This window comes from Paraburkholderia sp. 22098 (assembly GCF_052045935.1).
GTDB classification, from domain to species: Bacteria; Pseudomonadota; Gammaproteobacteria; order Burkholderiales; family Burkholderiaceae; genus Paraburkholderia; species Paraburkholderia caledonica.
Map to the genome: position 1 here is coordinate 144,788 of NZ_JBQEPV010000015.1, position 25,739 is coordinate 170,526.

Annotated in this window: 20 protein-coding genes and 1 pseudogene; 14 read left to right on the forward strand and 7 right to left on the reverse strand. The window is 61.1% G+C overall.

The features are described 5' to 3' along the window. Nucleotides 1-101 precede the first annotated feature (101 nt). The 4 genes from ACTJLB_RS26615 (at nt 102) to ACTJLB_RS26630 (ending at nt 5,376) form a co-directional block, all read left to right on the forward strand. The gene (locus ACTJLB_RS26615) at nt 102-1,244 is read left to right on the forward strand and encodes an alkene reductase (protein WP_440785039.1); all 1,143 of its coding nucleotides are present in this window, start codon (nt 102-104) and stop codon (nt 1,242-1,244) included. Nucleotides 1,245-1,328: 84 nt separating this feature from the next. After that, the gene (locus tag ACTJLB_RS26620; RefSeq protein WP_440785040.1) at nt 1,329-2,606 is read left to right on the forward strand and encodes a c-type cytochrome; all 1,278 of its coding nucleotides are present in this window, start codon (nt 1,329-1,331) and stop codon (nt 2,604-2,606) included. After that, complete coding sequence (locus ACTJLB_RS26625; protein WP_020068430.1) at nt 2,603-3,115, forward strand: (2Fe-2S)-binding protein; 513 nt, start codon at nt 2,603-2,605, stop codon at nt 3,113-3,115. The genes ACTJLB_RS26620 and ACTJLB_RS26625 overlap by 4 nt, the downstream gene beginning before the upstream one ends. Continuing rightward, entirely contained in the window at nt 3,112-5,376 is a 2,265-nt protein-coding gene (locus tag ACTJLB_RS26630) for a molybdopterin cofactor-binding domain-containing protein (RefSeq protein ID WP_440785042.1), read from the forward strand. The genes ACTJLB_RS26625 and ACTJLB_RS26630 overlap by 4 nt, the downstream gene beginning before the upstream one ends. Nucleotides 5,377-5,542: 166 nt before the next feature. Here ACTJLB_RS26630 and ACTJLB_RS26635 read toward each other — a convergent pair whose 3' ends face one another. Next, on the reverse strand, nt 5,543-6,244 hold the full coding sequence (locus tag ACTJLB_RS26635) for a FadR/GntR family transcriptional regulator (RefSeq protein ID WP_087754384.1): 702 nt from the start codon (nt 6,242-6,244) through the stop codon (nt 5,543-5,545). Between the two features lie 249 nt (nt 6,245-6,493). On the opposite strand from ACTJLB_RS26635, the gene ACTJLB_RS26640 reads away from it, so the two are divergent. From ACTJLB_RS26640 to ACTJLB_RS26675, 8 genes and pseudogenes are all read left to right on the forward strand, one after another. Further along, nucleotides 6,494-8,041 (forward strand): sugar ABC transporter ATP-binding protein, encoded by a 1,548-nt coding sequence (locus ACTJLB_RS26640; protein ID WP_027804701.1) that lies wholly within the window; start codon nt 6,494-6,496, stop codon nt 8,039-8,041. Then, the gene (locus tag ACTJLB_RS26645; protein WP_020068426.1) at nt 8,034-9,065 is read left to right on the forward strand and encodes an ABC transporter permease; all 1,032 of its coding nucleotides are present in this window, start codon (nt 8,034-8,036) and stop codon (nt 9,063-9,065) included. The genes ACTJLB_RS26640 and ACTJLB_RS26645 overlap by 8 nt, the downstream gene beginning before the upstream one ends. Before the next feature lie 39 nt (nt 9,066-9,104). After that, nucleotides 9,105-10,052: an ABC transporter substrate-binding protein gene (locus tag ACTJLB_RS26650; protein ID WP_020068425.1), complete on the forward strand. Its 948-nt coding sequence runs from the start codon at nt 9,105-9,107 to the stop codon at nt 10,050-10,052. A 67-nt stretch (nt 10,053-10,119) separates the two neighbouring features. Next, nucleotides 10,120-11,178 carry an aldo/keto reductase gene (locus ACTJLB_RS26655; protein WP_408415244.1) on the forward strand — a complete coding sequence of 353 codons (1,059 nt, stop codon included), beginning with the start codon at nt 10,120-10,122 and terminating at the stop codon, nt 11,176-11,178. A 9-nt stretch (nt 11,179-11,187) separates the two neighbouring features. Next, nucleotides 11,188-12,195, forward strand: coding sequence for a zinc-binding alcohol dehydrogenase family protein (locus tag ACTJLB_RS26660; RefSeq protein WP_310069455.1), 1,008 nt, complete (start codon nt 11,188-11,190; stop codon nt 12,193-12,195). A 395-nt stretch (nt 12,196-12,590) separates the two neighbouring features. Further along, complete coding sequence (locus ACTJLB_RS26665) at nt 12,591-13,634, forward strand: methyltransferase (RefSeq protein WP_440785054.1); 1,044 nt, start codon at nt 12,591-12,593, stop codon at nt 13,632-13,634. Between the two features lie 32 nt (nt 13,635-13,666). Then, a pseudogene (locus ACTJLB_RS26670) lies at nt 13,667-13,875 on the forward strand (IS30 family transposase); the annotation flags it as partial. A gap of 354 nt (nt 13,876-14,229) precedes the next feature. Beyond that, a complete protein-coding gene (locus ACTJLB_RS26675) occupies nt 14,230-16,332 on the forward strand; it encodes a hypothetical protein (protein WP_440785044.1) in 2,103 nt (700 codons plus the stop codon). A 316-nt stretch (nt 16,333-16,648) separates the two neighbouring features. Here ACTJLB_RS26675 and ACTJLB_RS26680 read toward each other — a convergent pair whose 3' ends face one another. Further along, nucleotides 16,649-16,840, reverse strand: a complete 192-nt coding sequence (locus tag ACTJLB_RS26680) for a hypothetical protein (protein ID WP_440785045.1) — start codon at nt 16,838-16,840, stop codon at nt 16,649-16,651. A 285-nt stretch (nt 16,841-17,125) separates the two neighbouring features. On the opposite strand from ACTJLB_RS26680, the gene ACTJLB_RS26685 reads away from it, so the two are divergent. Both ACTJLB_RS26685 and ACTJLB_RS26690 read left to right on the forward strand, forming a co-directional pair. Continuing rightward, entirely contained in the window at nt 17,126-18,238 is a 1,113-nt protein-coding gene (locus ACTJLB_RS26685; RefSeq protein ID WP_204522886.1) for a low temperature requirement protein A, read from the forward strand. A gap of 246 nt (nt 18,239-18,484) precedes the next feature. Continuing rightward, the gene (locus ACTJLB_RS26690) at nt 18,485-18,934 is read left to right on the forward strand and encodes a hypothetical protein (RefSeq protein ID WP_033379603.1); all 450 of its coding nucleotides are present in this window, start codon (nt 18,485-18,487) and stop codon (nt 18,932-18,934) included. Nucleotides 18,935-18,952: 18 nt separating this feature from the next. Here the strand turns inward: ACTJLB_RS26690 and ACTJLB_RS26695 are convergent, their stop codons facing one another. The 5 genes from ACTJLB_RS26695 to ACTJLB_RS26715 all read right to left on the reverse strand — a co-directional run bounded on the left by ACTJLB_RS26695 (nt 18,953) and on the right by ACTJLB_RS26715 (nt 25,700). Further along, nucleotides 18,953-20,440, reverse strand: coding sequence for an MdtP family multidrug efflux transporter outer membrane subunit (locus tag ACTJLB_RS26695; RefSeq protein WP_440785046.1), 1,488 nt, complete (start codon nt 20,438-20,440; stop codon nt 18,953-18,955). Next, nucleotides 20,437-22,545 carry an FUSC family protein gene (locus tag ACTJLB_RS26700; protein WP_440785047.1) on the reverse strand — a complete coding sequence of 703 codons (2,109 nt, stop codon included), beginning with the start codon at nt 22,543-22,545 and terminating at the stop codon, nt 20,437-20,439. The genes ACTJLB_RS26695 and ACTJLB_RS26700 overlap by 4 nt, the downstream gene beginning before the upstream one ends. Nucleotides 22,546-22,554: 9 nt before the next feature. Further along, nucleotides 22,555-23,613: a multidrug transporter subunit MdtN gene (mdtN, locus tag ACTJLB_RS26705; RefSeq protein WP_440785049.1), complete on the reverse strand. Its 1,059-nt coding sequence runs from the start codon at nt 23,611-23,613 to the stop codon at nt 22,555-22,557. 20 nt (nt 23,614-23,633) lie between these two features. After that, nucleotides 23,634-23,918: a YtcA family lipoprotein gene (locus tag ACTJLB_RS26710; RefSeq protein WP_408167290.1), complete on the reverse strand. Its 285-nt coding sequence runs from the start codon at nt 23,916-23,918 to the stop codon at nt 23,634-23,636. Nucleotides 23,919-24,764: 846 nt separating this feature from the next. Beyond that, nucleotides 24,765-25,700 carry an electron transfer flavoprotein subunit alpha/FixB family protein gene (locus ACTJLB_RS26715; RefSeq protein WP_410801060.1) on the reverse strand — a complete coding sequence of 312 codons (936 nt, stop codon included), beginning with the start codon at nt 25,698-25,700 and terminating at the stop codon, nt 24,765-24,767. Between the last annotated feature and the right edge of the window lie 39 nt (nt 25,701-25,739).

Genomic DNA, 25,739 nt, shown 5'->3' on the forward strand with positions numbered 1-25,739 from the left:
AAAATTCAGCGCGATTTCAGGAATAAGCGCGGCACTGCGAATACGCTACTGCGTGCAGTGCCGCGTCTGAGCAACACCCGATCGTGCAAAAGGAATAGAACATGTCTTCCCAATCGTCCCTGCTGAACAGCTACGACCTGAATGGCCTGAGCCTGCCTAATCGCGTGGTCATGGCGCCCATGACGCGTTCGCGCGCACCCGTGCGTGGGCTGCCAAACGAAATGATGGCGCAATACTATGCGCAGCGCGCGTCGGCCGGACTGATCATTACCGAAGCGACGAATGTCAGTCCCGCATCGGCTGCATTCGAACTCACGCCGGGCATCATGACCGCTGAGCAGATCGAAGGCTGGCGCATGGTCACGAGCCGCGTGCATGCCGCCGGCGGCCGAATCTTCATGCAGCTCTGGCACGGCGGGCGCGTCAGTTCATTCACGCTGCTCGAAGGCGACGTGCCGCTGTCGCCCTCCGGTGTGAATGACGACCTCGAACGCTTGCAGGTGTGGGCGCAATTGCAGAACGGCCACTACACGCGCATTCATGCAACGCCGTCGCGCGCGATGTCGCTGCAGGAAGTCAGATTCGCGATCGATGCGTTCAGGCAAGGCGCGGTCAACGCGATCGCCGCAGGATTCGACGGTGTGGAAGTACATGCAGCAAATGGTTACTTGCCGCACCAGTTCCTCTCGTCCACAACGAACACCCGCGACGACCGCTACGGCGGATCGATTGCAAAGCGGGCCAATTTCCTGCGCGATGTGCTGACGGAAATCGGCACGGCGGTTCCGCTGACCAAGGTCGGCGTGCGCATCTCCCCGTACGCGCATTACAACAACGTTCGCGACATGAACCCCGACGGCACCTACGACTACGTCGGCGCGATGCTCGACGAATTCGGCGTCGCGTATGTGCATGCGGCTGATACGAACGGCTGGAGCGGCGCACCGGACTTGCCGCGCATTATCGAACGCACCCGCAAGGTTTTCGACGGCACGTTGATGGTCAACGGCGGCATCGACATCGACCGGGCCGACGCGTTGATCCGCGCTGGCGACGCCGATCTCGTCGCGTTCGGCCGCGCCTACATTGCCAACCCCGATCTCGTCGCGCGGATTGCAACGGCAACACCGCTCGCGGCGCCGAAATCGGCCGGCTGGTATGGCGGCGGCGAGAGCGGCTATATCGACTATCCGTTCGGCAGCAGCGCCGGCCACGGTGTGCGACCCGGTGCTGCTGAAGCCTGACAGCGCATCTATCAGGGTATGCGCCAACGCATACGCTAAGGCATCCGAAGTTTTGCAATCAATCCATTTGAAAAGGGCGTGTGAATGACTCCAGGACCCAGATTGCTGTGGGGAACCGGCGGGGCCGTCGTGGCCGTGCTGGCTATCGCCGCGGCCTTGATGTGGAAGCCGGCCATCGCGCCCGTCGGTGCGCCGCCAGTTGCATCGTTCGACGCGCAGACGAAACTTGCCGGCGCGCGCGTGGTGGCGCTAGGCGATTGCATCGTCTGCCACACCGCGAGGGGCAGCCATCCGTTCGCAGGCGGGCTGCCACTCGCGACGCCCTTCGGCACGATCTACTCGACGAACATTACGCCCGACGTCGACACCGGTATCGGCAACTGGTCTCTTGAAGCGTTCACGCGTGCGATGCGACACGGCGTCGCCCGTGACGGGCACCTGCTCTACCCCGCGTTTCCTTATATTCACTTCACCCGCATGTCGGACGGGGACATTTCGGCCGCCTACGCGTATCTGATGACGCGCGAGCCGGTGAAGGCAAACGCGCCGGCCAACGAGCTGATCTTTCCTTTGAACTTCAGGCCTCTGCTCGCTTTCTGGAACATCTTGTTCCTGCGCCCCGGCCCCGAAGCGGCGGACGCAACCAAAGATGCGCAGTGGAATCGCGGCAAGCTCCTCGTCGATGGCCTGGGTCACTGCGCGTCGTGCCACTCCCCGCTCAATGCGATCGGCGGAGAGAAGTCGGGCCATGCGTTCGACGGTGGCATCGTGGACGGATGGGAAGCCCCCGCGCTCAATGCTCTGGGTGCTGCGCCCAAGCCCTGGACGCAGGGGCAACTGGTGACCTACCTGCGCACCGGCCGGGCCAGCGAGCATGGCGCCGCAGCCGGGCCGATGCTGCCCGTCACGCGCGATCTGGCCACCGTGCCGGAGCAGGATGTGCAGGCTATCGCCACCTATATCCTGTCGATCCAGAAGCCGCGGCCCGCCGATGCAAGGCCGGTGGTCAGCACGTCGCTTCCAGCCGAAGCGCAAAGGGGCGCCGTGCTGTTCGCCGCGTCGTGCGCGCAATGCCATGGTCCGCAAGCGCCGATGCAATCCATCGGAGAGCGCCCGAGTCTCGCGCTCAGCACGGCCGTCAATGCCTCGACGCCGCGCAACGCGATCCAGATGATCCTTGGCGGCATCAACTGGCATGGCGAAGATGCGCTCAACTACATGCCCGCCTTCGCACAGATTTACAACAACAGGCAGGTCGCCGACCTGGCGTTGTACATTCGCGCGACCTACTCGCAGCGCGGCCCGTGGGACGACGTCGAGGAGTCGGTAGCTAAAGTCAGAAAGGAGAACGACGCGCGATGATCACCCTAACCGTCAATGGCGTGCAGCACTCGCTCGATATCGATCCGTCCACCCCGTTGCTGTATGCGCTGCGTAACGACCTGCATCTGCATGGCGCAAAGTTCGGCTGCGGGCTCGGACAATGCGGAGCCTGCACGGTTATCGTGGGCGATCAGGCCGTGTTTTCGTGCCTGATTCCGGTTTCGTCGATCGGCGCGCGGCCGGTTCGCACCATCGAGAGCCTCGGCACCGTCGAGCACCCCGGAGCGTTGCAGAAGTCGTTCATCGATCATCAGGCGGCGCAGTGCGGCTACTGCATCGCCGGCATGATCATGCGCGCGCAGGCTCTGCTCGATCGCAACCCGCGGCCGACCGAGCGCGAAATGCTCGAGCACATGGAGCCCAACCTTTGCCGTTGCGGCACGCACCTGCGAATTCTCGCCGCGATTCGCGAGGTTGCGCATCTGCCCGCCGGCGGCACGCTCACGAACGAACCATTACACACGGCGAGCCGCGGAGGCGCGCAATGAGCGGCAACGACGAAAAGATCGATGAAACGCGCCGCCGCTTCATGATGTCCGGCGCGCTAATGGTGAGCTTCAGCATGTTGCCGGGCGTCAAGGCAATGGCGCAGGAAGTGATCGCCGACGAAGGCGCCGCCGTACATATCGGCAAGGCAACGCAAGCGCTCGCAGGCAGCCTGAAGACCAACCCGTATCTCGACGCCTGGATCAGGATCGACGCGGCGGGCAAGGTGACCGTACATACAGGCAAGGTCGAACTCGGCACCGGCGTGCGCACCGCGCTGTTGCAGGTCGCGGCGGAAGAACTGGACATGGCACCTTCGCTGATCACGTTTCTGACAGCCGATACCGGTACGTCGCCGGACGAAGGTCTCACCGCCGGTAGCCACACGATTGCCGACAGCGGCAGCGCACTGTTGAACGCCGCAGCCCAGGTGCGCGGTCTGCTGGTCGACGCGGCAGCGGCGCACTTCGGCGTGCAGAGCGGCGAACTGATCGCCCGCAACGCAGTGATCAAGGCGCCGGACGGCCGCGCCATGACGTACGGCGAAGCGGTCCGCCTTGTGGATCTGCATCGGGTGGCTACGCCGACTTCACCGCTGAAGGACCCGGCGAAGTTCGACGTCATCGGCACCTCGCTGCAACGGCTGGATATTCCCGCGAAGGTCACCGGCCTCCCAAGCTACGTCCAGGACATGACGATGCCCGGCATGCTGCACGCACGCGTCGTCATGCCGCCCGTCTATGAGGCGAAACTGCTGGAGACCAACGCGCCCGAGATTCTGAAGATGCCGGGATTGGTCAAGGTGGTTCGCAACGGCAGCATGCTCGCCGTGGTTGCGAAAGGTGAATGGCAGGCGGTGCAAGCACAGCGAGCGCTGTCGGCGGGTTCCAGATGGACTGCCGGCCGCAGCTTGCCCGATCCGTCTACGGTGCATCGCGACCTGAAGCAGATTTCAACCGAACACATCGAGATCGCCAACGTTCATACGCCGGCCGGGAAGCCGGCCAAAACATTGAGCGCGAAGTACAGCAAGCGCTACATGATGCACGGCTCGATTGGACCGTCGTGCGCGGTGGCGCTCTACAAAGACGGCGCGATGACAATCTGGACGCATTCGCAAGGCGTGTATCCGCTGCGCGACGGGCTCGCCGAAATGCTGTCGATGCCAAAGGAAAAGATTCGCTGCATCCATGTCGAGGGGTCCGGCTGCTACGGCCATAACGGCGCCGACGACGTGGCCGCGCACGCGGCGTTGATCGCACGCGAGATAGACAGCGCACCCGTGCGCGTACAGTGGATGCGCGAGCAGGAACACACGTGGGATCACTTCACGCCTGCAATGGTCACAGAGGTCAGCGCGTCGCTCGATGCGGGCGGCACTATCGTCGACTGGAAATACTCGCTGTGGAGCAGTTCCCACAATGAACGTATCGTCAACGCGGGGCGGCTCATTCCCGCGCAGATGCTGGAGAAGCCGTTCGCGCCGGCGCCGTCGGTGCCGATGGTGCAACCGGAAGGCGGCGGAGACCGCAATGCGATTCCGCTCTACGCATTCCCCAACATGCATGTGATGAACAACTTCTCGCCGACCATGCCGCTGCACACGTCGGCCATGCGTTCGCTGGGCGCGCACATGAATGTCTTCTCGATCGAAGCCACCATGGACGAACTCGCCGCGGCCGCTGGCGCCGATCCGGTGGCGTTCCGGCTCAAGCATATGCAAGATCCGCGCGCCCGTGACGTGATCGAGCTAGCCGCGCGTCGATTCGGCTGGCCCAGACCGCCGCGCAAGCGTAATCACGGCGTGGGCTTTGCGTTCGGGAAGTATAAAAATCTGATGGCGTATGTCGCGATCGCCGTCGAGGTGTCGGTCGTGCCCGAGACCGGCCAGGTCAGGCTCGAACATGCGGAGGTGGCCGTGGACTCGGGCCAGATCGTGAATCCTGACGGCATACGCAACCAGATCGAAGGCGGCGTCATTCAATCGGCGAGCTGGACACTTTACGAGGAGCTGCAGTTCGATACATCGCGAATTCGCAGTTTCGACTGGAGCAGCTACCCTATTGTGCGGTACTCGGCGGCGCCGCACAGCGTCAACGTGCATTTAATCGACCGGCCGGGCGCGCCGTTTCTCGGCGCGGCAGAAGCATCGATGGGTCCGACCGCGGGCGCGATCGCCAATGCGTTATTCGATGCGACCGGCAAGCGGCTGCGCGACATGCCGTTGGCCGGAGAGAGTTTGCGCCGGCAGATCAACGCCTAGAACATTCGCCACCGGCGCGCCGTTGCGCGTTGGATGGTGTAGTGGCCGACACGATTGCCTGACGCACTGCACGTTATCTGCTGAACGACCGGCGGCTCACTACTGAACGTGACCGCCGGCTAGTTCACGGAAAGACGCTTAGGGCGAAAATGCGCCGGCTGGAGACTCAAACGTCTTCCTGCCGCAATGCACCCGCTATCCAGCGTTCCTCCGACGCTTTGAGATGCGTCCGCATCGCCGTCTGCGCAGCGATCGGATCTCCCGACTGCAGCGCTTTCAGAATTTCCTCGTGCTCCCTTACCGCGACCGACCACGTTTCGGTGCTCTCCGAGTGGTCACGAATTGCCGCAGCGATCGGGTCGTGGCGGCTATCGAACATTTCGGCAACGAAGCGGCTCAGCACTGAATTGCCCGCCGTCTCCGCGATCAGCATATGAAACTGCCGGTCCGCATCGACTGGCGACTTTCCGGCAGATGCGAGGCGTTTCATTCGCTCGACCGTGCGCCGCAGCCTGTCGAGCGTGGCCGCCGAAAGTTTGCCGGCGGCCAGTACGATCACTGTCCCTTCTATTGCCGCTCTGGCCTGCATTAATTCGGACGGACTTTCGCCCAGAGCCGGTACCGCGTTGTCGCCGCCCTCGTCCGGAGCGCGCACGTACACGCCCGACCCCATCCGTATCTCGATCTGGCCGCCGATTTCGAGCGCAATCAATGCTTCGCGCAATGAAGGGCGTGAGACACCCAGCGTATTGGCAAGCTCGCGCTCGGGCGGAAGGCGTGCGCCAGGCGCCAGTTCGTCCTTTCGAATGAGAGAAAGGATCTGCGTGGCCACAGATTGGTAAAGCCGCTTTGGTTCAGTTTGCTTCATTGTTCAAAATGTCCTGTCGACGAGCCGCGAAACGGACCGCAGCAAAGTCTAGCATGGGGCCTGATGGCCTCGGCAGGCCAGCAACAGCATCACCGCCGGGGTTTTCCCTACTGGAATGAACAGTTATGAAATTCTACATTGGCTTGACCAAACAGCCGTTTGTGCGTTTTAATCTGCCCAAATTGGACTGACCGCTAGCCCGACTTCGACGGGTCGAACGGTGAAGTTCTGAACATATTGGAGACGGGATTGACAGAAGCGACCACGCAGCGGAGGCCGGGCCGTGAGCCCGATGTGCCGGCACCTCGGGAAATCCTGCAACTCAAGGGTGTAAGCAAGCGATTCCCCGGTGTCGTGGCGCTCGATGGCATCGATCTCGATCTGCGCTCCGGAGAGGTACACGCCGTCTGCGGAGAGAACGGCGCGGGCAAATCGACGCTGATGAAAATCATCAGCGGCCAATATCACGCGGATGACGGCGTCATTTGCTACGAGGGCAAGCCGGTACAGTTCGCCTCCACCTCGGACGCGCAGGCTGCAGGCATCGCGATCATCCACCAGGAGTTGAACCTGGTGCCGCACCTGTCGGTCGCGGAGAACATCTACCTTGCGCGCGAACCCAAGCGCGGCCCGTTCGTCGACTACCGCACGCTGAACGCCAACGCGCAGCGCTGCCTGCAGCGCATCGGGCTGAACGTGTCGCCAACCACATTGGTCGGCGCCCTCTCGATTGCGCAGCAGCAAATGGTGGAGATTGCAAAGGCGCTGTCACTGGATGCACGTGTGCTCATCATGGACGAGCCCACGTCGTCGCTGACCGAATCCGAGACGGTTCAACTTTTTCGCATCATCCGCGAACTGCGCGCCGACGGCGTAGCGATTCTTTACATCTCGCATCGGCTCGACGAGATGGCGGAGATCGTGGATCGCGTCACCGTGTTGCGCGATGGCCGCCATATCGCAACGAGCGATTTCGCATCGACCACTATCAACGAAATCGTGGCCCGGATGGTGGGACGCGCGCTCGACGACGCCTATCCGCCACGCGAGTCGGTTCCGACGGAACAGGTCCTGATGCGGGTGCGCGATCTGCAGCGGACCGACACGTTCGGCCCGCTCTCGTTCGACCTGCGCAAGGGCGAGATTCTCGGTTTCGCGGGCCTGATGGGCGCGGGGCGCACCGAAGTCGCCCGCGCGATCTTCGGCGCGGAGCGGCTCGACTCCGGCTCGATCCAGCTGGGCGACACGCCCGTGACGATCCGCTCGCCGCGCGAGGCTATCCGCCACGGGATCGCCTATCTGTCGGAGGACCGGAAGAAAGACGGCCTTGCACTGTCGATGCCGGTGGCCGCAAACATCACGCTGTCTAATGTCCGCGCCATATCGTCGCGTGGCTTCCTGCGTTTTTCGGAAGAGACGGCTATTGCGGAGCGCTACGTTCGCGAACTCGCGATCCGTACACCGACGGTGAAGCAGATCGCAAGGAATCTTTCTGGCGGCAACCAGCAGAAGATCGTTATCAGCAAATGGTTGTACCGCGGCTCGCGCATCCTCTTTTTCGATGAGCCGACGCGAGGCATCGACGTCGGCGCGAAGTACGCCATTTACAAACTGATGGACCGGCTGGCCGCGGACGGAGTCGGCGTTGTCCTGATCAGTTCCGAGTTGCCGGAACTGCTCGGCATGACCGATCGCATCGCCGTGTTTCACGAGGGGCTCATTACCGCAGTACTCGAGACCAGACAGACCAGTCAGGAGGAGATCTTGCACTACGCATCCGGGAGAAGTCATGCTTGAAATTACATCGGGCCGCACGCAGGCCCTGGACAAACAGGCACGACAGCGCCGTCGCGATCTGATACAGAAATTCGCCGCGCTGGGTAGCCTCGTAGTACTGATCGTCGCATTTTCGCTCACCAGCGCTGCATTTTTCTCCGTCGGCAACCTGATGACGGTTGCGCTGCAGGTCACGTCCATTGCGTATCTCGGCGTGGCCGCAACGTGCGTCATCATCACCGGCGGCATCGACCTGTCGGTTGGATCGGTGCTGGCGCTGGCAGGTGTTGCGGCCGCCCTGCTCGTCAAGGCCGGCGTACCGGTACCCGTCGCGATGGCGGGCGGCATGCTCGTCGGCGCCGCCTGCGGATGGGTCAACGGCATCTGCGTGACGCGCATGGGGCTGCCTCCGTTCATCGCAACCTTGGGCATGATGCTGGTCGCTCGCGGTCTCGCGCTGCAGATCACCGGCGCAAGACCCGTCTCCGGGCTCGGCGACGCCTTTGGCGAACTGGGCAACGGCGCGCTCTTCAAGGTCTCTCATATCGGCGCTGACGGCTTTCCCGACACGGTCTTCCCAGGCATTCCCTATCCCGTCGTCATCATGGTGATTCTATTCGTGGCGGTTTCTGTTCTGCTGTCGCGAACCTCGCTCGGCCGTCACATCTACGCGGTCGGGTCGAACGCAGAAGCCGCGCGGCTTTCCGGCGTCAACGTGCAGGGCGTCAAGCTCTTCACCTATGTGCTGTCCGGATTGCTGGCAGGCGCTACCGGTTGCGTACTGATGTCGCGCCTCGTCACCGCCCAGCCGAACGAAGGCGTGATGTACGAACTCGACGCCATTGCAAGCGCGGTGATCGGCGGCACGTCATTGATGGGCGGCGTCGGCACGATCTCCGGCACCGCCATCGGCGCATTCGTGATCGGCGTGCTGCGCAACGGCCTGAACATGAACGGTGTATCGAGCTTTATCCAGCAGATCATCATCGGTGTCGTGATTCTCGGCACTGTATGGATCGACCAACTCCGAAACCGGAAGTTGTAATCAGAAGACGAAGTCCAGACCACAATCAAGGAGCGAGACATGAAAAAGGTATCCGTGCTGGCTGCGGCCGCAGCAATGTGTGCAATGTTCAGCGCGTATGCGCAGGCGGCGGGCGGCGAAATTGCAGTAATCGTGAAGACGGCGAACTCCAACTACTGGCAGAACGTGCAGAAAGGCGCGACCGCCGCGATGGCCGACGCAAAGGGCTACACGATGACCTTCCAGGGTCCCGCAGCCGAATCGGCCATCGCCGATGAAGTCAACATGGTCGAGAATGCCGTGAACCGGCATGTCGCGGGCATCGTGCTGGCGCCGTCCGACCCCGATGCACTCGTTCCCGCCATGAAGAAAGCGTGGGAAGCCCATATCCCTGTCGTGCTGATCGACTCGACGGTGTCCGATGCCGGCAAGCAGTACTACCAGTCGTTCCTCTCTACCGATAACGTGAAAGCCGGCGAACTCTGCGCGAAGGCCATGATCGACCGGGTTGGGCAAACCGGCAAGGTCGCGGTCATGTCGTACGTGCCGGGTGCAGGCTCGGAAGTGGGCCGTGTCGGCGGCTTCCGCAAGTACATCGCGGCGCATTCGAAGCTGCAACTGGTGGGTCCGTTCTACTCGCAGTCGCAGATGGCGAATGCTCTGAATCAGACGACCGACGTGCTGTCCGCCAACCCCGATCTCAAGGGCATATTCGGCGCGAACGAGCCGACCGCCGTGGGGATGGGACGCGCTCTTCAGCAGTCCGGAAAAGGCGGCAAGGTCATTGCAATCGGCTTCGACGGCAATCAGGACCTGCAAGGCTTCGTTCGTGACGGCACGATTCAGGCCATCGCGGTTCAAAGCTCTTATCAGATGGGCTACAAGGGCATCCAGACCCTCGTCAACGTCATTGAACGCAAGCCCGTTTCGAAGCAGGTCGACACGGGCGTCATGATGGTCGAGAAACAGAACCTCGACTCGTCCGAAGCAAAGAACGTTCTCTATTGACGAACGGGCCGGCGCAGCGGTTTTTAGAAGCCGTTCGCCGGCATCTTCTCCATTCAGACACGCCTCCATGAAAGCTTTTGCAACTCAAGCGCTGCCACGAAGCGGGCTGGCGATGACCACACTCGGCCTCGGTTGCTCGCAACTGGGCGGCCTCTACAAGCCCATGTCGACCGCCGAGGCCAATGCGCTCCTCGAGTGGGCGTGGGACGCCGGTATCCGCTACTTCGACACTGCGCCGTTCTACGGCTATACGCTTTCGGAACGGCGCGTCGGACAATCGCTGCAGATGCGCGAGCGGGAACGCTACGTACTGAGCACCAAGGTCGGGCGGCTAATGCGGCCGGACGACACGGTGCAGCCAGGCGATGACAACTGGGCGCAACCTCTGCCCTTCCGGCCTCGTTTCGACTATACGTTCGACGGCATCATGCGCTCGTACGAGGATAGCCAGCAACGTCTCGGCATGCAGACGATCGACATCCTCTATGTTCACGACATCGGCGCGGCGACGCACGGCGATGCGCATTCACGCTACTGGGAACAGCTGACACGTGGCGGCGGCTTTCGGGCTCTCGCGGAACTGCGCGACTCGCATGCCGTTTCCGCGATCGGACTCGGCGTGAACGAATGGCAGGTCGCAGTCGATTCGATGCAGGAAGCGGATCTCGACCTCGTCATGCTGGCGGGCCGCTATACGCTGCTCGAACAGGAAGCGCTTTCGCCATTACTCGACCAGTGTGTGAGCAACGGCGTGCGGATCGTCGCTGGCGGCGTATTCAATTCCGGCGTGCTCGTGGGCAACGGCAAGTTCAACTACGCCGATGCGCCGCCCGAAGTGGCGCGGAAAGTCGCGCGTCTTGCCGACGCCTGCGCGAAGTTCGAGGTTCCGCTCGCTGCAGCGGCGCTCCAGTTTCCGTTGGCCCACCCCGCTGTCGTGTCGTGCGTTGTCGGTGCGCGCAGTATCGAGCAGTTGCAAAAGAACATCGCATGGCTTGAAACGCCAGTTCCGCCAGAGCTGTGGCAGGCCTTGCAGCACGAAGGGCTGATAGCCGGATCGGCTCCGGTTCCCGAGGCCCGCCGTTTCTTCACAACCGATCAGCCGTCCGGCGATCGACAAGCCCAATAAAGGATGCCAATGCTCAGCGTCATTTGTGAATCGCCTGGCGTGCTGCGCCGCGAAGACCGCGAACCACCTCGCCGCGCAGACGGCGAAGTACTTCTGCGGGTCAGCCGCGTGGGTATTTGCGGCACGGACATGCACATCTACTCGGGGAATCAGCCTTACCTGCAATACCCGCGGGTGATGGGACATGAACTATCGGCCATCGTCGCCGAGGCGGACCCCGGCGCGCATGTCGCGCCCGGCGACGCCGTCTATGTGATGCCCTACCTGTCGTGTGGACAGTGCATTGCCTGCAGGCAGGGGAAAACCAATTGCTGCGTCAACATCAAGGTTCTCGGCGTGCATCGTGACGGAGCGTTGACTGAATACCTGTCGGTGCCCGCGCAGTTCGTGCACAAGGCCGACGGCGTGACACTGGACCAGGCGGCGATGCTCGAGTTTCTCGCGATCGGCGCACACGCGGTCCGGCGCGCCGACGTGTCGGCCGGTCAGCGGGTTCTCGTCGTGGGCGCGGGGCCGATCGGCATGGCGGCCATGCTGTTTGCGAACCTGCGCGGCGGGCAGGTCTCGTGCCTGGACACGCGCGCGGATCGTCTTGCGTTCTGCCGCGAGCACATTGCGGTTTCGACAGTTCAGATCGGTCCGAACGACGTGCAAGAACTTGCGGCGCTCACGGACGGCGAATTCTTCGACGTAGTGTTCGATGCAACCGGCAACGTCAATGCAATGAACCGCGGCTTTGAGTTCATCGCCCACGGCGGCAAGTACGTGCTGATTTCAATCGTGCCGGGCCAGATCACGTTTTCGGATCCGGAGTTTCACAAGCGCGAAGCGACCTTGCTCGGCAGCCGCAATGCGACCGCGGAAGACTTCGAAACGGTTCTTGAAGCGATGCGCGCAGGCCGCATTCCCGACAAGGCGCTCAATACTGACCGCATGAGCCTGGCCGACGTGCCTACCGAGTTTCCCAAGTTGATGGAGCCTGGGCGGACCGTCGTGAAGGCGCTGGTCGAGTGTTGACGGGATTCGCTGCAGTTGTTTGACTCGGGCGGACGTGCTGTTTTAGATCGCACGCCGCTCGGTCTTGAAGGGGTTCGAGAGAAACAGTGAATCAACGCCGCATATTCGTCGGCGCTTACCTGCGCAGTCAGGCCTTTGAACGCATTCCGGCGCATCCACATACTATTTTGCTTACGAATATCCCCTCGCCGCGCTGCAGGGAAACGGAATGCGGCGGACTAAGACACGCTTGACCAGGCTCGGAAACACGGAATTGATCGGGCATTGGCATTGACGGCGCGACGTGCAAACCGTCTGTACGGTAGCGAACGCTCGAAAACTTTCGTTTCGCCTACCATCCTGTCTGATGCTTCTTCACACGTCGCCCGGGAGCAATGATGGAAAGCACATCGAGCATGGTTCGACAGGAGCCTGGCGCTGACAATCCGCGCCAACAGGAACCCTCCCCTGAACGGCTGCTCCAGCTGGGCATGGGGTTCTGGGCGTCCAAAACCTTATTGTCCGCAGTCGAACTCGGTGTGTTCTCGTGCCTCGCGACCGGACCTCGCGACGCTGCGGAGCTCACTGAGGCTCTCGGACTGCATCCGAGATCGGCCCTTGATTTTCTCGATGCGCTGGTCGCATTGAATCTGCTGGAACGCGAAGACGGCAAGTACCGCAATACGCCAGACGCCGGGCTCTTTCTGGACATGGCCAAGCCCAGCTACGTAGGTGGATTACTGGAAATGGCCAACGCGCGCCTGTATCCGTTCTGGGGCTCTTTGACGGAAGCCCTCCGCACGGGGCTGCCCCAGAACGAGGCGAAAGGGGGCGGCAACCCCTTCGATGCCATGTATAGCGACGAACACAAACTACGGGGTTTTCTCCGGGCGATGAGCGGGGTCAGCCTGGGCGCGGCCAAGGCGATTGCGCAACAATTCCCGTGGCAAAACTACAGGACTTTCATTGACATCGGCGCAGCCCAAGGCGCCTTACCTGTACAGGTCGCGCTCGCCCATCCTCACTTGCGCGGCGGCGGCTTCGATCTGCCCATAGTGGGCCCTGTGTTCGAAGAGTACGTAGCATCGCACGGCCTTCAGGAGCGGCTGAATTTCTATCCGGGCGACTTCTTCAGGGATTCCTGTCCGGCGGCCGATGTGCTCGTGATGGGGCACATCCTCCACGACTGGGATGTCGGGCAGAAGCTCGAGCTCCTCGCGAAGTGCTACGCGTCGCTACCGCCCGGCGGTTGTCTGATCGTCTACGACGCGGTAATCGACGATGACCGCAGGCGCAATGCCTTTGGCCTGCTGATGAGCCTGAACATGCTTATCGAGACGCCGGGCGGTTTCGACTATACCGGTGCGCAGTGTCGCGAATGGATGCAGCAAGTCGGCTTTACACAGGTACGCGTCGAGCCACTTGCCGGCCCCGATTCAATGGTGATTGGAACCAAATAGAAACTTGCCGCGAGATTCGCACGCATTCGCTTCGCCCCAAGGCAATTGAGCCACGCCTGCTGCCCCGGTACTGGGAGGGCGACTTTATCAAGGGTAACTTCAATGGTGTCGCCGTAGCCACTAGGGTTGAGTTCGAGACGCGCGTCGTGATGCCGTGCCTAATGGGCCGCTGATAGCCAAGGACGCGCTCGATGGCTTCACACGGCAAAGGAAAAAACTGCCAGCCTTCTTGCGCGAGAGCCGGGCACCTAAAGACTGCAGAGATCCGCGCAAATATTCCCAATCAAAAGTCAATCACAGCAGTGCGCGTGGCCGGCGCCGCCAGTATTTTGGCGCGTGCACGACGACTCACTGGCTTGCGTTTTCGTTAGTCTCGCCTAACGTGTAGCTTACGTATTTCAGCAAGGGGGAACTGAAACGCACTACTGAATATTCGGAAGCATCGGTTCTGCTGTTTGGACCTAAGGCCTGGCTGTCGGTTGCGCGCGATCCGGTCAAGCTTTGCGGCGTAGATTTTTGCTTTAAGCATTGCGTTGCGCAATCAATAAAAGCATGCGCGCCATGCTCTCGGGGGATTATGAGAGGAGAGATCGCAATGAACACGATGTCAGTTCCCATTGCGCAGCTTTCGAGAAGATTAGCATTCATCCTGCTGATCTGGAGCACCCACGTATTTGCAAGCGTTTCCCTAAGTCCTACGTTACCGGGTGCCGCCATACAGAACAGCACGGTACTGCTTGTCGCGCTTCCTATCAAAAATTTTGGCGATACGGACGCTGATAATGTCGTGATTCGTAGCGTCGTACTCCTGGGCGGATATCTCCAGAGCCCGGCTCGTTTGCCTGTATCGCTCGGCACCATTGCGTCGGGCGAGCGGGGAGTACTTAATCTGAGCTTCATTGTGCGGAAGCTCGACCCAGCAAAAACCTACAAGGTGCTCATCGAAGGGCAATATGGTGGTAGAACTGCCGGCGGGGCGCATCACGGCAATAATCGCGACGATCGGCGAGAGAATGGAAAAGATAGGGACGATAGGGACGAAAGGGGTAAGGGCGAGCGTGATCACGAATTTCATTTTGTAGTTGATGTGCAATTACCGCCGCCCGCACCGGGTTCGGACACTTCCTCTAGCAACCGTGGTCCCACCCATGCAACGCAGGGGCCCTATCCGCTGCTGCGACAGCCGCCGCAAACTGAGAGCAATGAAGACCGCGCACCGACGCCGATCGGATCCCCAAGCTTTCTGTTCCCCCATACGGCCACCAACACCGGCCCAAAAGCGCTGCAATTAACGTCTTATCCGGGGACATCACCTGACGGAGCGGTGGGCTTCATCGTCAACACGAACGCGAACGGAATTGCAGATCGTTTCCCACCGGACCCGAGCGCCGTTGGGTCTGGAACTTCATCGAATCTGGTCCTGGCTACCGCGAACCTGTACCTCAAGTACTCAACTGACGGTGGATCAACATTTACGACCGTTTCCAATTTCTCAACCGTATTCGGCGATCAGCCGGACGGCGGGTACTGCTGCGATCAGGTGGTTCATTACATCCCGAGCATCGATCGTTTGGTGTGGCTGATTCAGACTAACCAGCCCAAAGATTCGGCAGGAAAGGCGACCGGTGGGAACCGGTTGCGGATAGCCTGGGCGAGACCCGCCGATGTTGCCGCCAACTTCAACACGGCCTGGACATGGTTCGATGTCACTTCAAACTTTCTCGGATTGGGCAGTGATTGGCTGGACTATCCTGATCTGTCGACGTCGGATGGCTACCTCTACGCGTCAGTGGACGATGTGACAGCGGGCGGCCTTGTGGTCATGCGTATCTCCTACAAAGACTTGCAGCTTCCCGCCGGCAATATTGTGACCTGGGATTTCACCGCTCCAAAAAATGCAAAGTCAGCGGTAGCTTCTCACCTGACTCAAAATGCGACAGGCACGATGTATTGGGCGGGCCATGACGACAATAGTCACTTGCGAGTGTTCAGTTGGGCAGATGGATCGAACCGCTATTTCTGGAGCGCGCCAAAGCCGCACAATAGCTACGCGAGTGCGGACTACACTTCGAAGGCGCCGGACGGCCAGTATTGGTACGCTCCGCGACCGAAGGGGGATAACATCACCAGCGCAGTTCATCGACCGGGCGAATTGTGGTTCGCCTGGACGGCAGCGCGCGACACAACGTTCGCCCAGCCGTATGTGATCATCGCAAAACTGAGCGATAGCAGCTTCGATGTCACCAGCGAGCTTGAGGTCTGGAACTCAAACAACGCTTACGCCTATCCTGCGCTTGCTGCCAACTCCACGACATCGGAAGTCGCTATTTCGTTGATGTGGGGGGGCGGAGACAAATTCTACTTGAATCATGCCGTCGGATTCCTCGGCGACTTCGTGGTCTGGATCACCACCTCCAGTGACGTGACCTTCTCGCTCAACACGGCAGGAACAACGGGTTGCGACGACGCATCCGGCGGTGCAGTAAAGGGACGCTGTACACGTTCGGGTGACTACCTGTCGCTCCGTAGGGTTGGAAACTCGAGCGGGCTGTTTAGCACCCTGGGTTACGAGATCAAGCTCGTCGATCCGACGCGCTCGACCGACTGCGCGACGGCTCCCGGCTGTCGGCAAGACGTTCGTTACGTTGAGTTCGGGCGGCCCAGGGACACACATGGCGGAGGCGAACTCATTCCGTAAAAAGCGATTGGCCCTTGCGTAGAAGCCCGACCTTTCAAAAGCTTTAGTGCGGCCTCGCGATTGTCCGCTTCACGGGGGCCGGCTCCGTCGACCTCCAAAATAGAAGATGCCTCAACCAGGCCGTTGGGAAATCGCGGCGACGGTAATCAGCGCGCGCGGAGGCCACTGGACTCTCCGGTCCGATGCATTCTTCGAAGCGATCATTCGCCGCCTGAAGATATCAGTGCCGAATGACCGCTTTCTGAGTAGAGCCGACGATTGAGTGCCTGGGCCAACCAGCCAGCAAATGACCGTAACTGGCCGACCGCCGCCTGACTTAGCGCCCCGATTTTGGAGAATAATCGGTGCTATTGGATGCGACCCATTTTGCACTATCCCTGTCGTAGGAGTGTCCGGTGATCGGCATCACACTAAGTTGGTAAAGTTCATCTTTCTCGTCCGGCATGGCCTGCCATGCGGTCGGCTCGACACCATACCCTTGCTCAGCATCTTGCTGGGCCTCGTCCAAAGTTGGACACCAATGATCCCCTTCAACATCGCGAGTTGGCGTCGACCGACATCGAGCGCAACCACATAAGTCCCGATTCTGCCCCCACATAACTGACAATCCGATCCTAGATCGCCTTGGCGTATAACTTAGTTATCCCTATCGCAAGAACTTTCGCCTGCGTGCCTTTAAACAAGTTGACACACCCAGCAGGTCCAAGGCCGCACGCCTCAAAACGGCACCCGGCACAGCGTGAGAGTCCCGGCACCCGACGTGTCCCCGGCGCAAGCACGACAATGAGGCGATATGCACAACATAAAGTATTTCGAGTCCAATCGCCATACCACTTGGCTCGAGGCGTTCTTCGACCTGATTTTTGCGGTGGCGATCGCTGACGTAACGCATATCTTGAGCCACACGCGCGAGGGTCATCTCGACCCACTCCAGTTCTGGAAATTCGTCCTGATTTTCATACCTTTGTGGTGGATCTGGGCCAGCCACACCATGTATGCCAATCGGTTCGATGCCGATGACCGGAAGCATCGGCTGGCAACCCTGTTCATCATGTTCCTGCTGATTATCATCTCAGGCCTGATCGACCGACGATTCCTGGCCAGCTTTGAGGCCATCGTCGTCTGCTACGTGGGTTCGAAATACATCGTCGCCATGATGTATTTCGTGTCGAAATACCGGCACAAGAAAAGCGAGGGGCTCACAACGGCAGTTGGCTGGGTGATCGTCGCCGGCACCACCATCAGCCTCGCTTCGATCCTGTTCCCGGCGCCACAGCGATATGTCGTGTTTTACCTTGGAATACTGTTCGATCTGGTTGTGTTCATCTTTTTTTTGCCGCGTCGTCTCCAGGTCATCCCAGTGCATACCGAACACCTGATCGAGCGTGTGGGCCTGCTCACGATCATCCTGCTGGGAGAGTCCGTTAGCAGCCTGTCCACGGGACTGGCCAACATCAGCTGGACAGTGGAGAGGCTGCTGACCGCCGCCACCGGCTTCGTGATGATATCGGGCATCTGGTGGGTCTACTTTGACAGTTTTCACCTGCTGACCAAACAGAAGATCACGACCGGCCATTCGGTCCTGTACTCGCACTTTTTCGTCTTCATCGGCCTTTCGATTCTAGCCAGCCTGATCCGGCACGCCACCCTGGACGACATGGTGGTATCCGATTTCCGCGTATTGTCGGTCATCGGCGCAGTCTGCTTTTTCATTGGCAAGCAGTACGGCTATTTTATGGAGCGTCCCGAGCTGCGGCCCCAACTGGTCGTCAACACCCTGGTCGTCTTCGTGTTGGCCGGGTTTGCCCTGCTATTGCCCAGAACCGGTTACATCCTGCTTGGTCTTACCGCTGCGGTGATTTGTTACGCTTTCCTCAGCCTCAGATACCTGAACGTCCGGCCCTGATGCCCCGACTGATCGCGCGGAATGTGACACGAGCGGACTTTGCCATGATGGTCGAATGCATCGAGCGCTCCGAGGCCGGACGGTCACATGCTGAGACATCAATGGCTCTCTTCGTGCTTCCCAGATAGCGACGAAATACGTTTGCTTCGGCTTAGTTATCTTTTGCTCACGTATCCACATGCCAACCTGAAAGCACGCACGAGCACTAATATGAATGGCCGCGAATGGCAATGTGAGGATAGCTCCGTGAACGCATCGGTTATTTCGGCTCTGGCGGCACTTGTCGGCGCTGCGATTGGCGGCCTGACTTCGGTTCTTGCTTCATGGCTGACCCAACGCACCCAGGTTCGCGCGGAATGGCTGGCGCATGACCGCGTCCGCCGGCAGGAACTCTACAAGGAGTTCATCGAAGAAGCGACGAAGTGCTACGTTGACGCGCTGCAACACGGCGAGCCGGACCTGCATGCACTCGCCAACCTCTATGCGAAGATCAGCCGCATGCGGGTCCAGTCGTCGCGTAAAGTCGCGGATGAAGCCGATCTTATCGGACGCAAGATCGTCGACACTTACCTCGCGCCGGACAAGACCTTCGTCGAGTTGCGCCAGATGATCGCGGACGGCTCGATCGACATCCTCGGCAACTTTGGCGAAGTGTGCCGCGCGGAATTCGAGTCGCTGCGCGCGCAGCAGTTCTGAAACCTGCTCACGCCCCGTTCAACGCGGCGTGAGTTCGACAGGTGGATCGGCGCGATAGCCGCCGCCGAGCGCCTTCGTCAGTGCGATCTCCTCACCGAGCATCTGACCGTTGAGCGTGAGCAGCGCGACCTGTTCCGCGATCACCGGCTGACGTGCCTCGAGCGCCGCCACTCGGCTCGCCAACCCTCGCTGATAGTGAGCTTCGACGCTGTCTCGCGCGAACGCAACGAATTCGATCCGCTGCTTCTGCAACTGCGCCTCCGCATCGAGGGCCTGCAGACGGCTGCCCGTCTGCGCGACATCCCGCACCGCGTTCAGAACAGCCTGGTTGTACTGCTCGATCAACAGGTTGCTGCCCTCGCGTGCACCGCTCAGATTCGCGTTGAGCCGGCCGCCATCGAAGATCGGCAGAGTCAGGCCCGGAATCAGGTTGATCTGCTGGCTCGCATGCGTGAACAGGTCGGCAAGGTGCAACGCGTTGAAGCCGAAAAAAGCCTTGATGTCGAAGCTTGGATAGAATGCCGCCCTGGCCGCGTCGATCCGGTGGAACGATGCCTCGACATACCAGCGCATGGCCTGCAGATCGGGCCGCCGGGCTAGCAGTTCATAAGAGAGCGTCGCCGGCAGGGCCGCCTGCGAGCGCGGCAACGCAACGGGATTAATGACGGGCAGGCCATCGGGGCCCGCGCCGATCAGCGCGCGCAATGATTCGCGCAACTGCCTGATCTGCGCTTGCGCCGAGACGATCTGCCGTTCGATGCCCAGTTGCTGCGCGCGGGCTTCTTCGAGCCGGGTCCTGGCTTCGAGGCCGCGCGCCGCGCGTGCTTCGTGCGCCTGCACTGTGAACACCGCTACCTCGTGCAACTCGTTCAGCAGATCAATGAGTTGATAAGTCGTCTGGATGCCGTAGTAAAGCTGCGCGACGTCGGTCGAGATTTCGAGTTCGACAGCGGACGTCTCGGCCAGCCGCGCATTGCTCACGCCGACCGACGCCGCGATCTGCGCGCGCTGCTTGCCCCAGATGTCGACGTCCAGACTTGCGCCCACTCCGACGATGCCCTCGGTGTACCAGGGGCCTGTCAGCCCCAGCGCCGGTACGTTCATCGCAAATGGGCCGAGAAAGCCGTTCGCCGATACATGTTCGCGATCCAGCGACGCCAGCGCGACCATCTGAAGGCTCGATCCCGTCCTGACAAGCTCGACATCCGACCTGGCCTGCGCGACGCGTGTGCGCGCAATCACCATGGTCGGCGCGTCGCGCAGCGCCTGCTCGATCAGCGCGTCAAGCTGCACATCGTGATAGCGCGTCCACCAGCGGGCGGAGGGCCAGCCATCGCGCGCGAGGTGGATATCATCAACAAGATTGATCTGCTCGGGGGCGATCTCGGCATAGGGCGTGCCGTTATGATGAATCAGTGCGCAACCCGGCAGCACCGACGACAACCACGCGACGCATAAGAAGCATCGACGCCATCGCCAACCACGCAAACCCGTTCGCGTATTCATGTGGGTATGGCCTGTGATGGCGGCGCCGCGGCGGCTGCCTCGACGCGCCAGTCTGGCAGCCCCGCGACCTGCCGCGACAAGTCTTGTGCGGCGTCGAAGAGCGGCTTGTCCGCCGGTTCGATGGCTGGCGCTGCGATCTCAATGCGCCGCGGCGCCTGCGCATTGGGTGGGTTGGCCGCAAGCTCATCCGCATACCGGTTAAGTTCGACGCAGACCTGTTTCTGGGCCGCGCGCACTGCGTCGACAGTGTTCGGGCTTGACGATCCCGCTTGCGCCGCGAGCGTGCTGCGCAACGCATCGCCAGCGAGCATGATCTCGCGGCCCTGCGCGAGAACAGTTTGCGCGCGCAGCGTAAGCTCGCCCTGCTCCCCTTCCTGCCAGGCGGGCTCGAGCGCGACGCGCGACAGCGTCGCTTCGACATCGGCCAGCACGGCCCACGCCTGCAACTGCCGCTGCGCATCGCTCAACGGATCCTGTTGGTCGGCGCCCGCCTGGGGAACACGCAATTGCGCGGCAATGGCACGCAGCATCGTGGCGAGTTTCTGCCGCAGCACGTCGCCCTCGCCCTCGCGCCAGAACGACATTTGCACGAGGGTCGCCACGCCGACACCCAGCAGAATGCCGACCATCCGGTCGCGGATATCAGTGAGGTTCGTGGTGGGGCTGAACTGATCGAGCAACGCGAGCGAGAAGGTGAACATCAGCTGAACGCCGGCGTAGCTGATGCGCTCCGAACCTGCCGAGATCCACGCCGCAAACGCGGCAACGGGCAGCGCCATCAGCAGCAAACCGACGATATCCTCCAGTTGCGGAACGACGAACACGACCATGAAAAGCGCCAGCGCGCTGCCGACGGCGGCTCCGGCCAGCCGCAGCAACGCACGCTGAGTCGATGCGCCGAGGCTCGGCAGCGCGACGATCAGACAGGTCAGCATGATCGTGTGAATGCCCTGCCAGTCCACGGCGTTGTAGAACACGTAGCAGACCAGCACCGCAAGCAGCGTCTTCAGCGAAAAGCGCATGTACGCTGGATTGGTCCATGCGTCCGGCGCGACCATGGGCTCGCTCGCGGGCGGCTTGCCGGGTTCGGCACCGCTTGCAACCCGATCGGCGAATGCGCGCAGCGCCCGTTGCAACTCGCCTGCGGCGGGAATCGCGTCGGCGGCAGCCCGTTCTTCAGGTGTTGCCGTGCTCACGTAACGATACGACTCGCCTGACATTACCGCCTCGTCGAGCGCGCGGCAGTTGACGCGCAGCTCGCGCAACGCAGCCAGTTGCCCGGCTGTCGCTCCCGGCCAGTCAGGCGGCAGTTCACTCGCGCCGCGATAAAGGCGCGATACGGTCGCGATGCACGCCAGTTGCAACGCCTGATGCTCGCGATAGTGGGCATCGCGCATCGTCGTGAATCGCAGCAGCTTTTGCAGCGTCACCGCGTCTCGCTGGACGGCCGCCAGCGTGATCGGCGGAGTATGCGTCGTGCCGTCGATCAGTTGCGTGAGGCGCGTTTGCAGCGCCGTCAGTTGCCGATGGATTTCCGCCTTGAGTTGCAGTTGAGGCTCGGCAGGCAGCAGCAGCGTGTTGACCACGAGCGTCAGCGCGATCGGATAGTTGACGGCAACCCACACCCATAACACGGCCCGGATCAGGAGCTCAGCCTGATCGGTCCGGTCCACGAAGCTCTGCACGTAGATCACAACGATCGCGACGATGAAGAACACGACGCCGATCCTGAGCACGCGAAGCAGGTACACGCTGCAAAAAAACAGCAGGCTCGCGATGACGATGCGCAGCAACGGGTAGTCGAAGGTGAACTTCAGCAGCAGGATTGACAGACCGATCGCGAGTGTCGACCCGACCATGAACATCAGGCCAACCAGCCGCGTGAGCACCACGTTCGACTGCGTGACGTAAAACACCACCAGCAGCGAAAGCGCGAGTTCGGGTACTTGAAGCGTCATCGACGCGACGATCACGATCGCGCTCGTCAGCACGCAGCGCAACATCACGTTGAGCCGCCCGGGAAATGGAGCAAGCTCGCGCTTCAGGAAATCGCCGGTATTGCGCAGCAATACGGGCATGGCGGGCAGATAGTCGGCGGCGGCCATGGACGCTCCTCAGCGGGCTTCGCCGTCTTCGCCGCGCCGGGGGTGCAGCACAGCCACCGCCGATGTCCCGACGCGAAACAACTCAGGGTTCGGCTTGTCGACGCGGATCTTCACCGGGAAACGCTGCGCCACGTGCACCCAGTTAAGCGTGCGTTGAATTCGCGGCAACCCGCCCGGCAAGGCCAAGCCGCCTTCATCGGGCGCGACGCCGTAGCTGATCGAATCGACGGTGCCCTGAAAGCGCTGGCCCGTATCGCTCATCAGGTAGACCGTTGCGGGTGTGCCCGTACGGATGTCCTTGAGTTCCGTCTCGCGAAAGTTCGCAACCACGTACCAGTGGCGCGTGTCGATCAGCGTGAAGACGGGTTTGAGCACCGACGCGAACTGCCCCGTCGAACTCTTCAACGACACGATGCGTCCGTCGAACGGTGCTCGCACCGTCGCGTATTCGAGGTTCAAGTCGGCGATCGCGATTTCCGCAATGACAGCGGCACGTTGCGCGACCAGCGCGTCGACGCCGCTCACAGCCGCTGCCGCCTGCTGCGCCTGCAGTTGGGCGGCGCTGAGTTCGGCCTGCGTTGCGCGTTGAGCGGCGCGTGCGCGGTCGACCTCCTCTGCGGATACGTAACCATGTGACAGCAGCGGCTCAATACGTCGCAGCGTGTCAGACGCCTGGGTCGCGGCGGCTCGTGCGCGCTCGACAGCCGCGCGCACCGACTGCGCGTTGTACTGCTGCGCATTGACCGTGCGCTGGGTCAGCTCGATCTGACGGTCGAGCGCGACGAGGGATCCCTTGCCTCGTGCCAGCGCATCCTGATACGGTCGCGGATCGATGCGAAACAGTAGATCGCCCTGCTTCACTGCCTGGTTGTCGCGCACCGCCAGCTCGACGATGCGCCCATTCACCTCGGGCACGACGTCGATCGTATCCGCGTAGACATAGGCGTCGTCGGTGCGTGGTTCGCGGTCCAACTGACGTATGACAAAAATCAGCAGTAACAACGTCACCACGACCAGTATGATGGCCGGCCATGCCTGCTTCTTTGTCTTGCCGGCATTCGTTGCCATTGTATCCACCTGAAGGAGATTCAATGTTGAAACAACATCAGCCAAACAGCGAGTGCGATGAAAGTGACAAGAGTGGGATACACGACTGCTGAAGGTCCCAGCAGATGGTCGATTTGTAGACGCTTGAGAACGAGAAAGATGACGATCGTGAGCACAACACCCGCGGCGATACAGAACAGCCAGTCCGGAAAGTACGCACCGAGCACGCCAATGGATGGTGCGTTTGTGCACCCCGACACAGGAATGGCCGCAATCCCGGCTATGCCGATTGCGCGCCACGGACTTCCGCTTCTGGCCAGTGGCATGTGATCGCTCCAAAGTCGTCGTTTTGTTCGGATCGATGTCATGCTTTGCAGCTTCGCAGACGTATCCCGCCTGATCTGCCGGAATTCTGAAAGCGAACGGGAACTCGAATTAGCGAAAACCTGACCAATGTGTCACGTCCGCGAACTCAACATTGGCAGGCCGGTTCTCTCTTGAGGTTTCTTACCCGGCCGGTGATTGGGAGGAAGTTGACGATCACGTCCGACCTGCCCAAAGCGCCCACCGCGTCAAAGGCACGTTCTACCTCCCTATGGCCGGACCGATGTATCGACATTCGCGCAAACGGTGTCGATAAACAGATATTAGTTCGACCTTCATCCAATTTCACGACACGGAATAGCCATGTGCCGTGCGCTGCATGCGGATGGTCGACACGGATGCAGCCATATCATTGCTGGCTGGTGGCCCTCATACACCAGCGATGCAGACACACGCCTCGAGCCGATGCCGGGAGCGCACGCCAAAGCAGTACGCGATGAACCGCTTGCGTCTCGCGACCGACCGTCTCATGCATGCCGGGTCAGACGTTGAGAGGGATCTCGCCACGCGGTGGCTAACGGCGTGGGCTGGGGCCATTGGCGAGCTTCAATTTTCTGCCGTGGTTAAAGGACGCTTCGGGAGACGAAAAGAAGGGGCGACCGGCCGAAATCGCGAGGGGAAGTTTTTGACACCTCCCGAGCGGCAGCTTCACAACAATCTGATTTCGCCGCGATCCGCCGAAAGTAAATACACACTGGAGAACTACCCCGGTTGGATATGCTACAACCTCAAGTGGGTCATGAACCCACTTAGCCGCAACCTTAGTCGTGTAAGCGGTGAGGGCTTAGCTACTTCAGTGCATCGCGAAGTTCCGGCACCAGCGTGAACAGATCGCCCACCAGAGAATAATCGGCAACGCTGAAAATCGGCGCTTCCGGGTCCTTGTTGATGGCGACGATCACCTTGCTGTCCTTCATGCCCGCCAGATGCTGGATCGCGCCGGAGATGCCGACCGCTACATAAAGTTGCGGCGCGACGATCTTGCCAGTCTGGCCGACCTGATAGTCGTTAGGCACAAAGCCCGCGTCCACTGCTGCACGCGATGCACCCAGCGCCGCATTCAGCTTGTCGGCCAGCGGCTCGAGAACCCTGGTGTAGTTCTCGCCGTTGCCCAGGCCGCGCCCGCCCGAAACGATGATCTTCGCCGACGTCAGTTCCGGACGATCCAGCTTCGTCACTTCACGGCTGACGAACTGCGAGATGCCCGCGTCCGCGGCTGCTTCGATCTTCTCCACCGTCGCACTGCCGCCTTCGGCTGCAACGGCGTCGAAGCCCGTCGTGCGTACGGTAATGACCTTGATCGGATCGGCCGACTGCACCGTCGCGATAGCGTTGCCCGCATAGATCGGGCGCTCGAACGTGTCCGGGGAATCGACCGCCGTGATATCGCTGATCTGCGCGACATCGAGCTTCGCTGCAATACGCGGCGCGATGTTCTTGCCGTAGGCGGTGGCCGGCGCGAAGATGTGCGAGTAGTCCTTCGCGATGTTCAGCACCGTGGCTTCGACGTTTTCAGCGAGCCCTTCGGCCAGTTGCGGCGCGTCGGCCAGCAACACTTTGGAAACACCGGCGATCTTCGCCGCCGCATCCGCTGCAGCCTGCGCATTCTGACCTGCGACCAGCACATGAATATCGCCGCCGACTTTCTGCGCGGCTGCGATCGTATTCAGCGTTGCGCCCTTGATCGACGTGTTGTCGTGTTCTGCTATTACAAGATTCACCAGATTCGTCATTTCATTCGTCTCCGTGCGCTGCTCACAGCA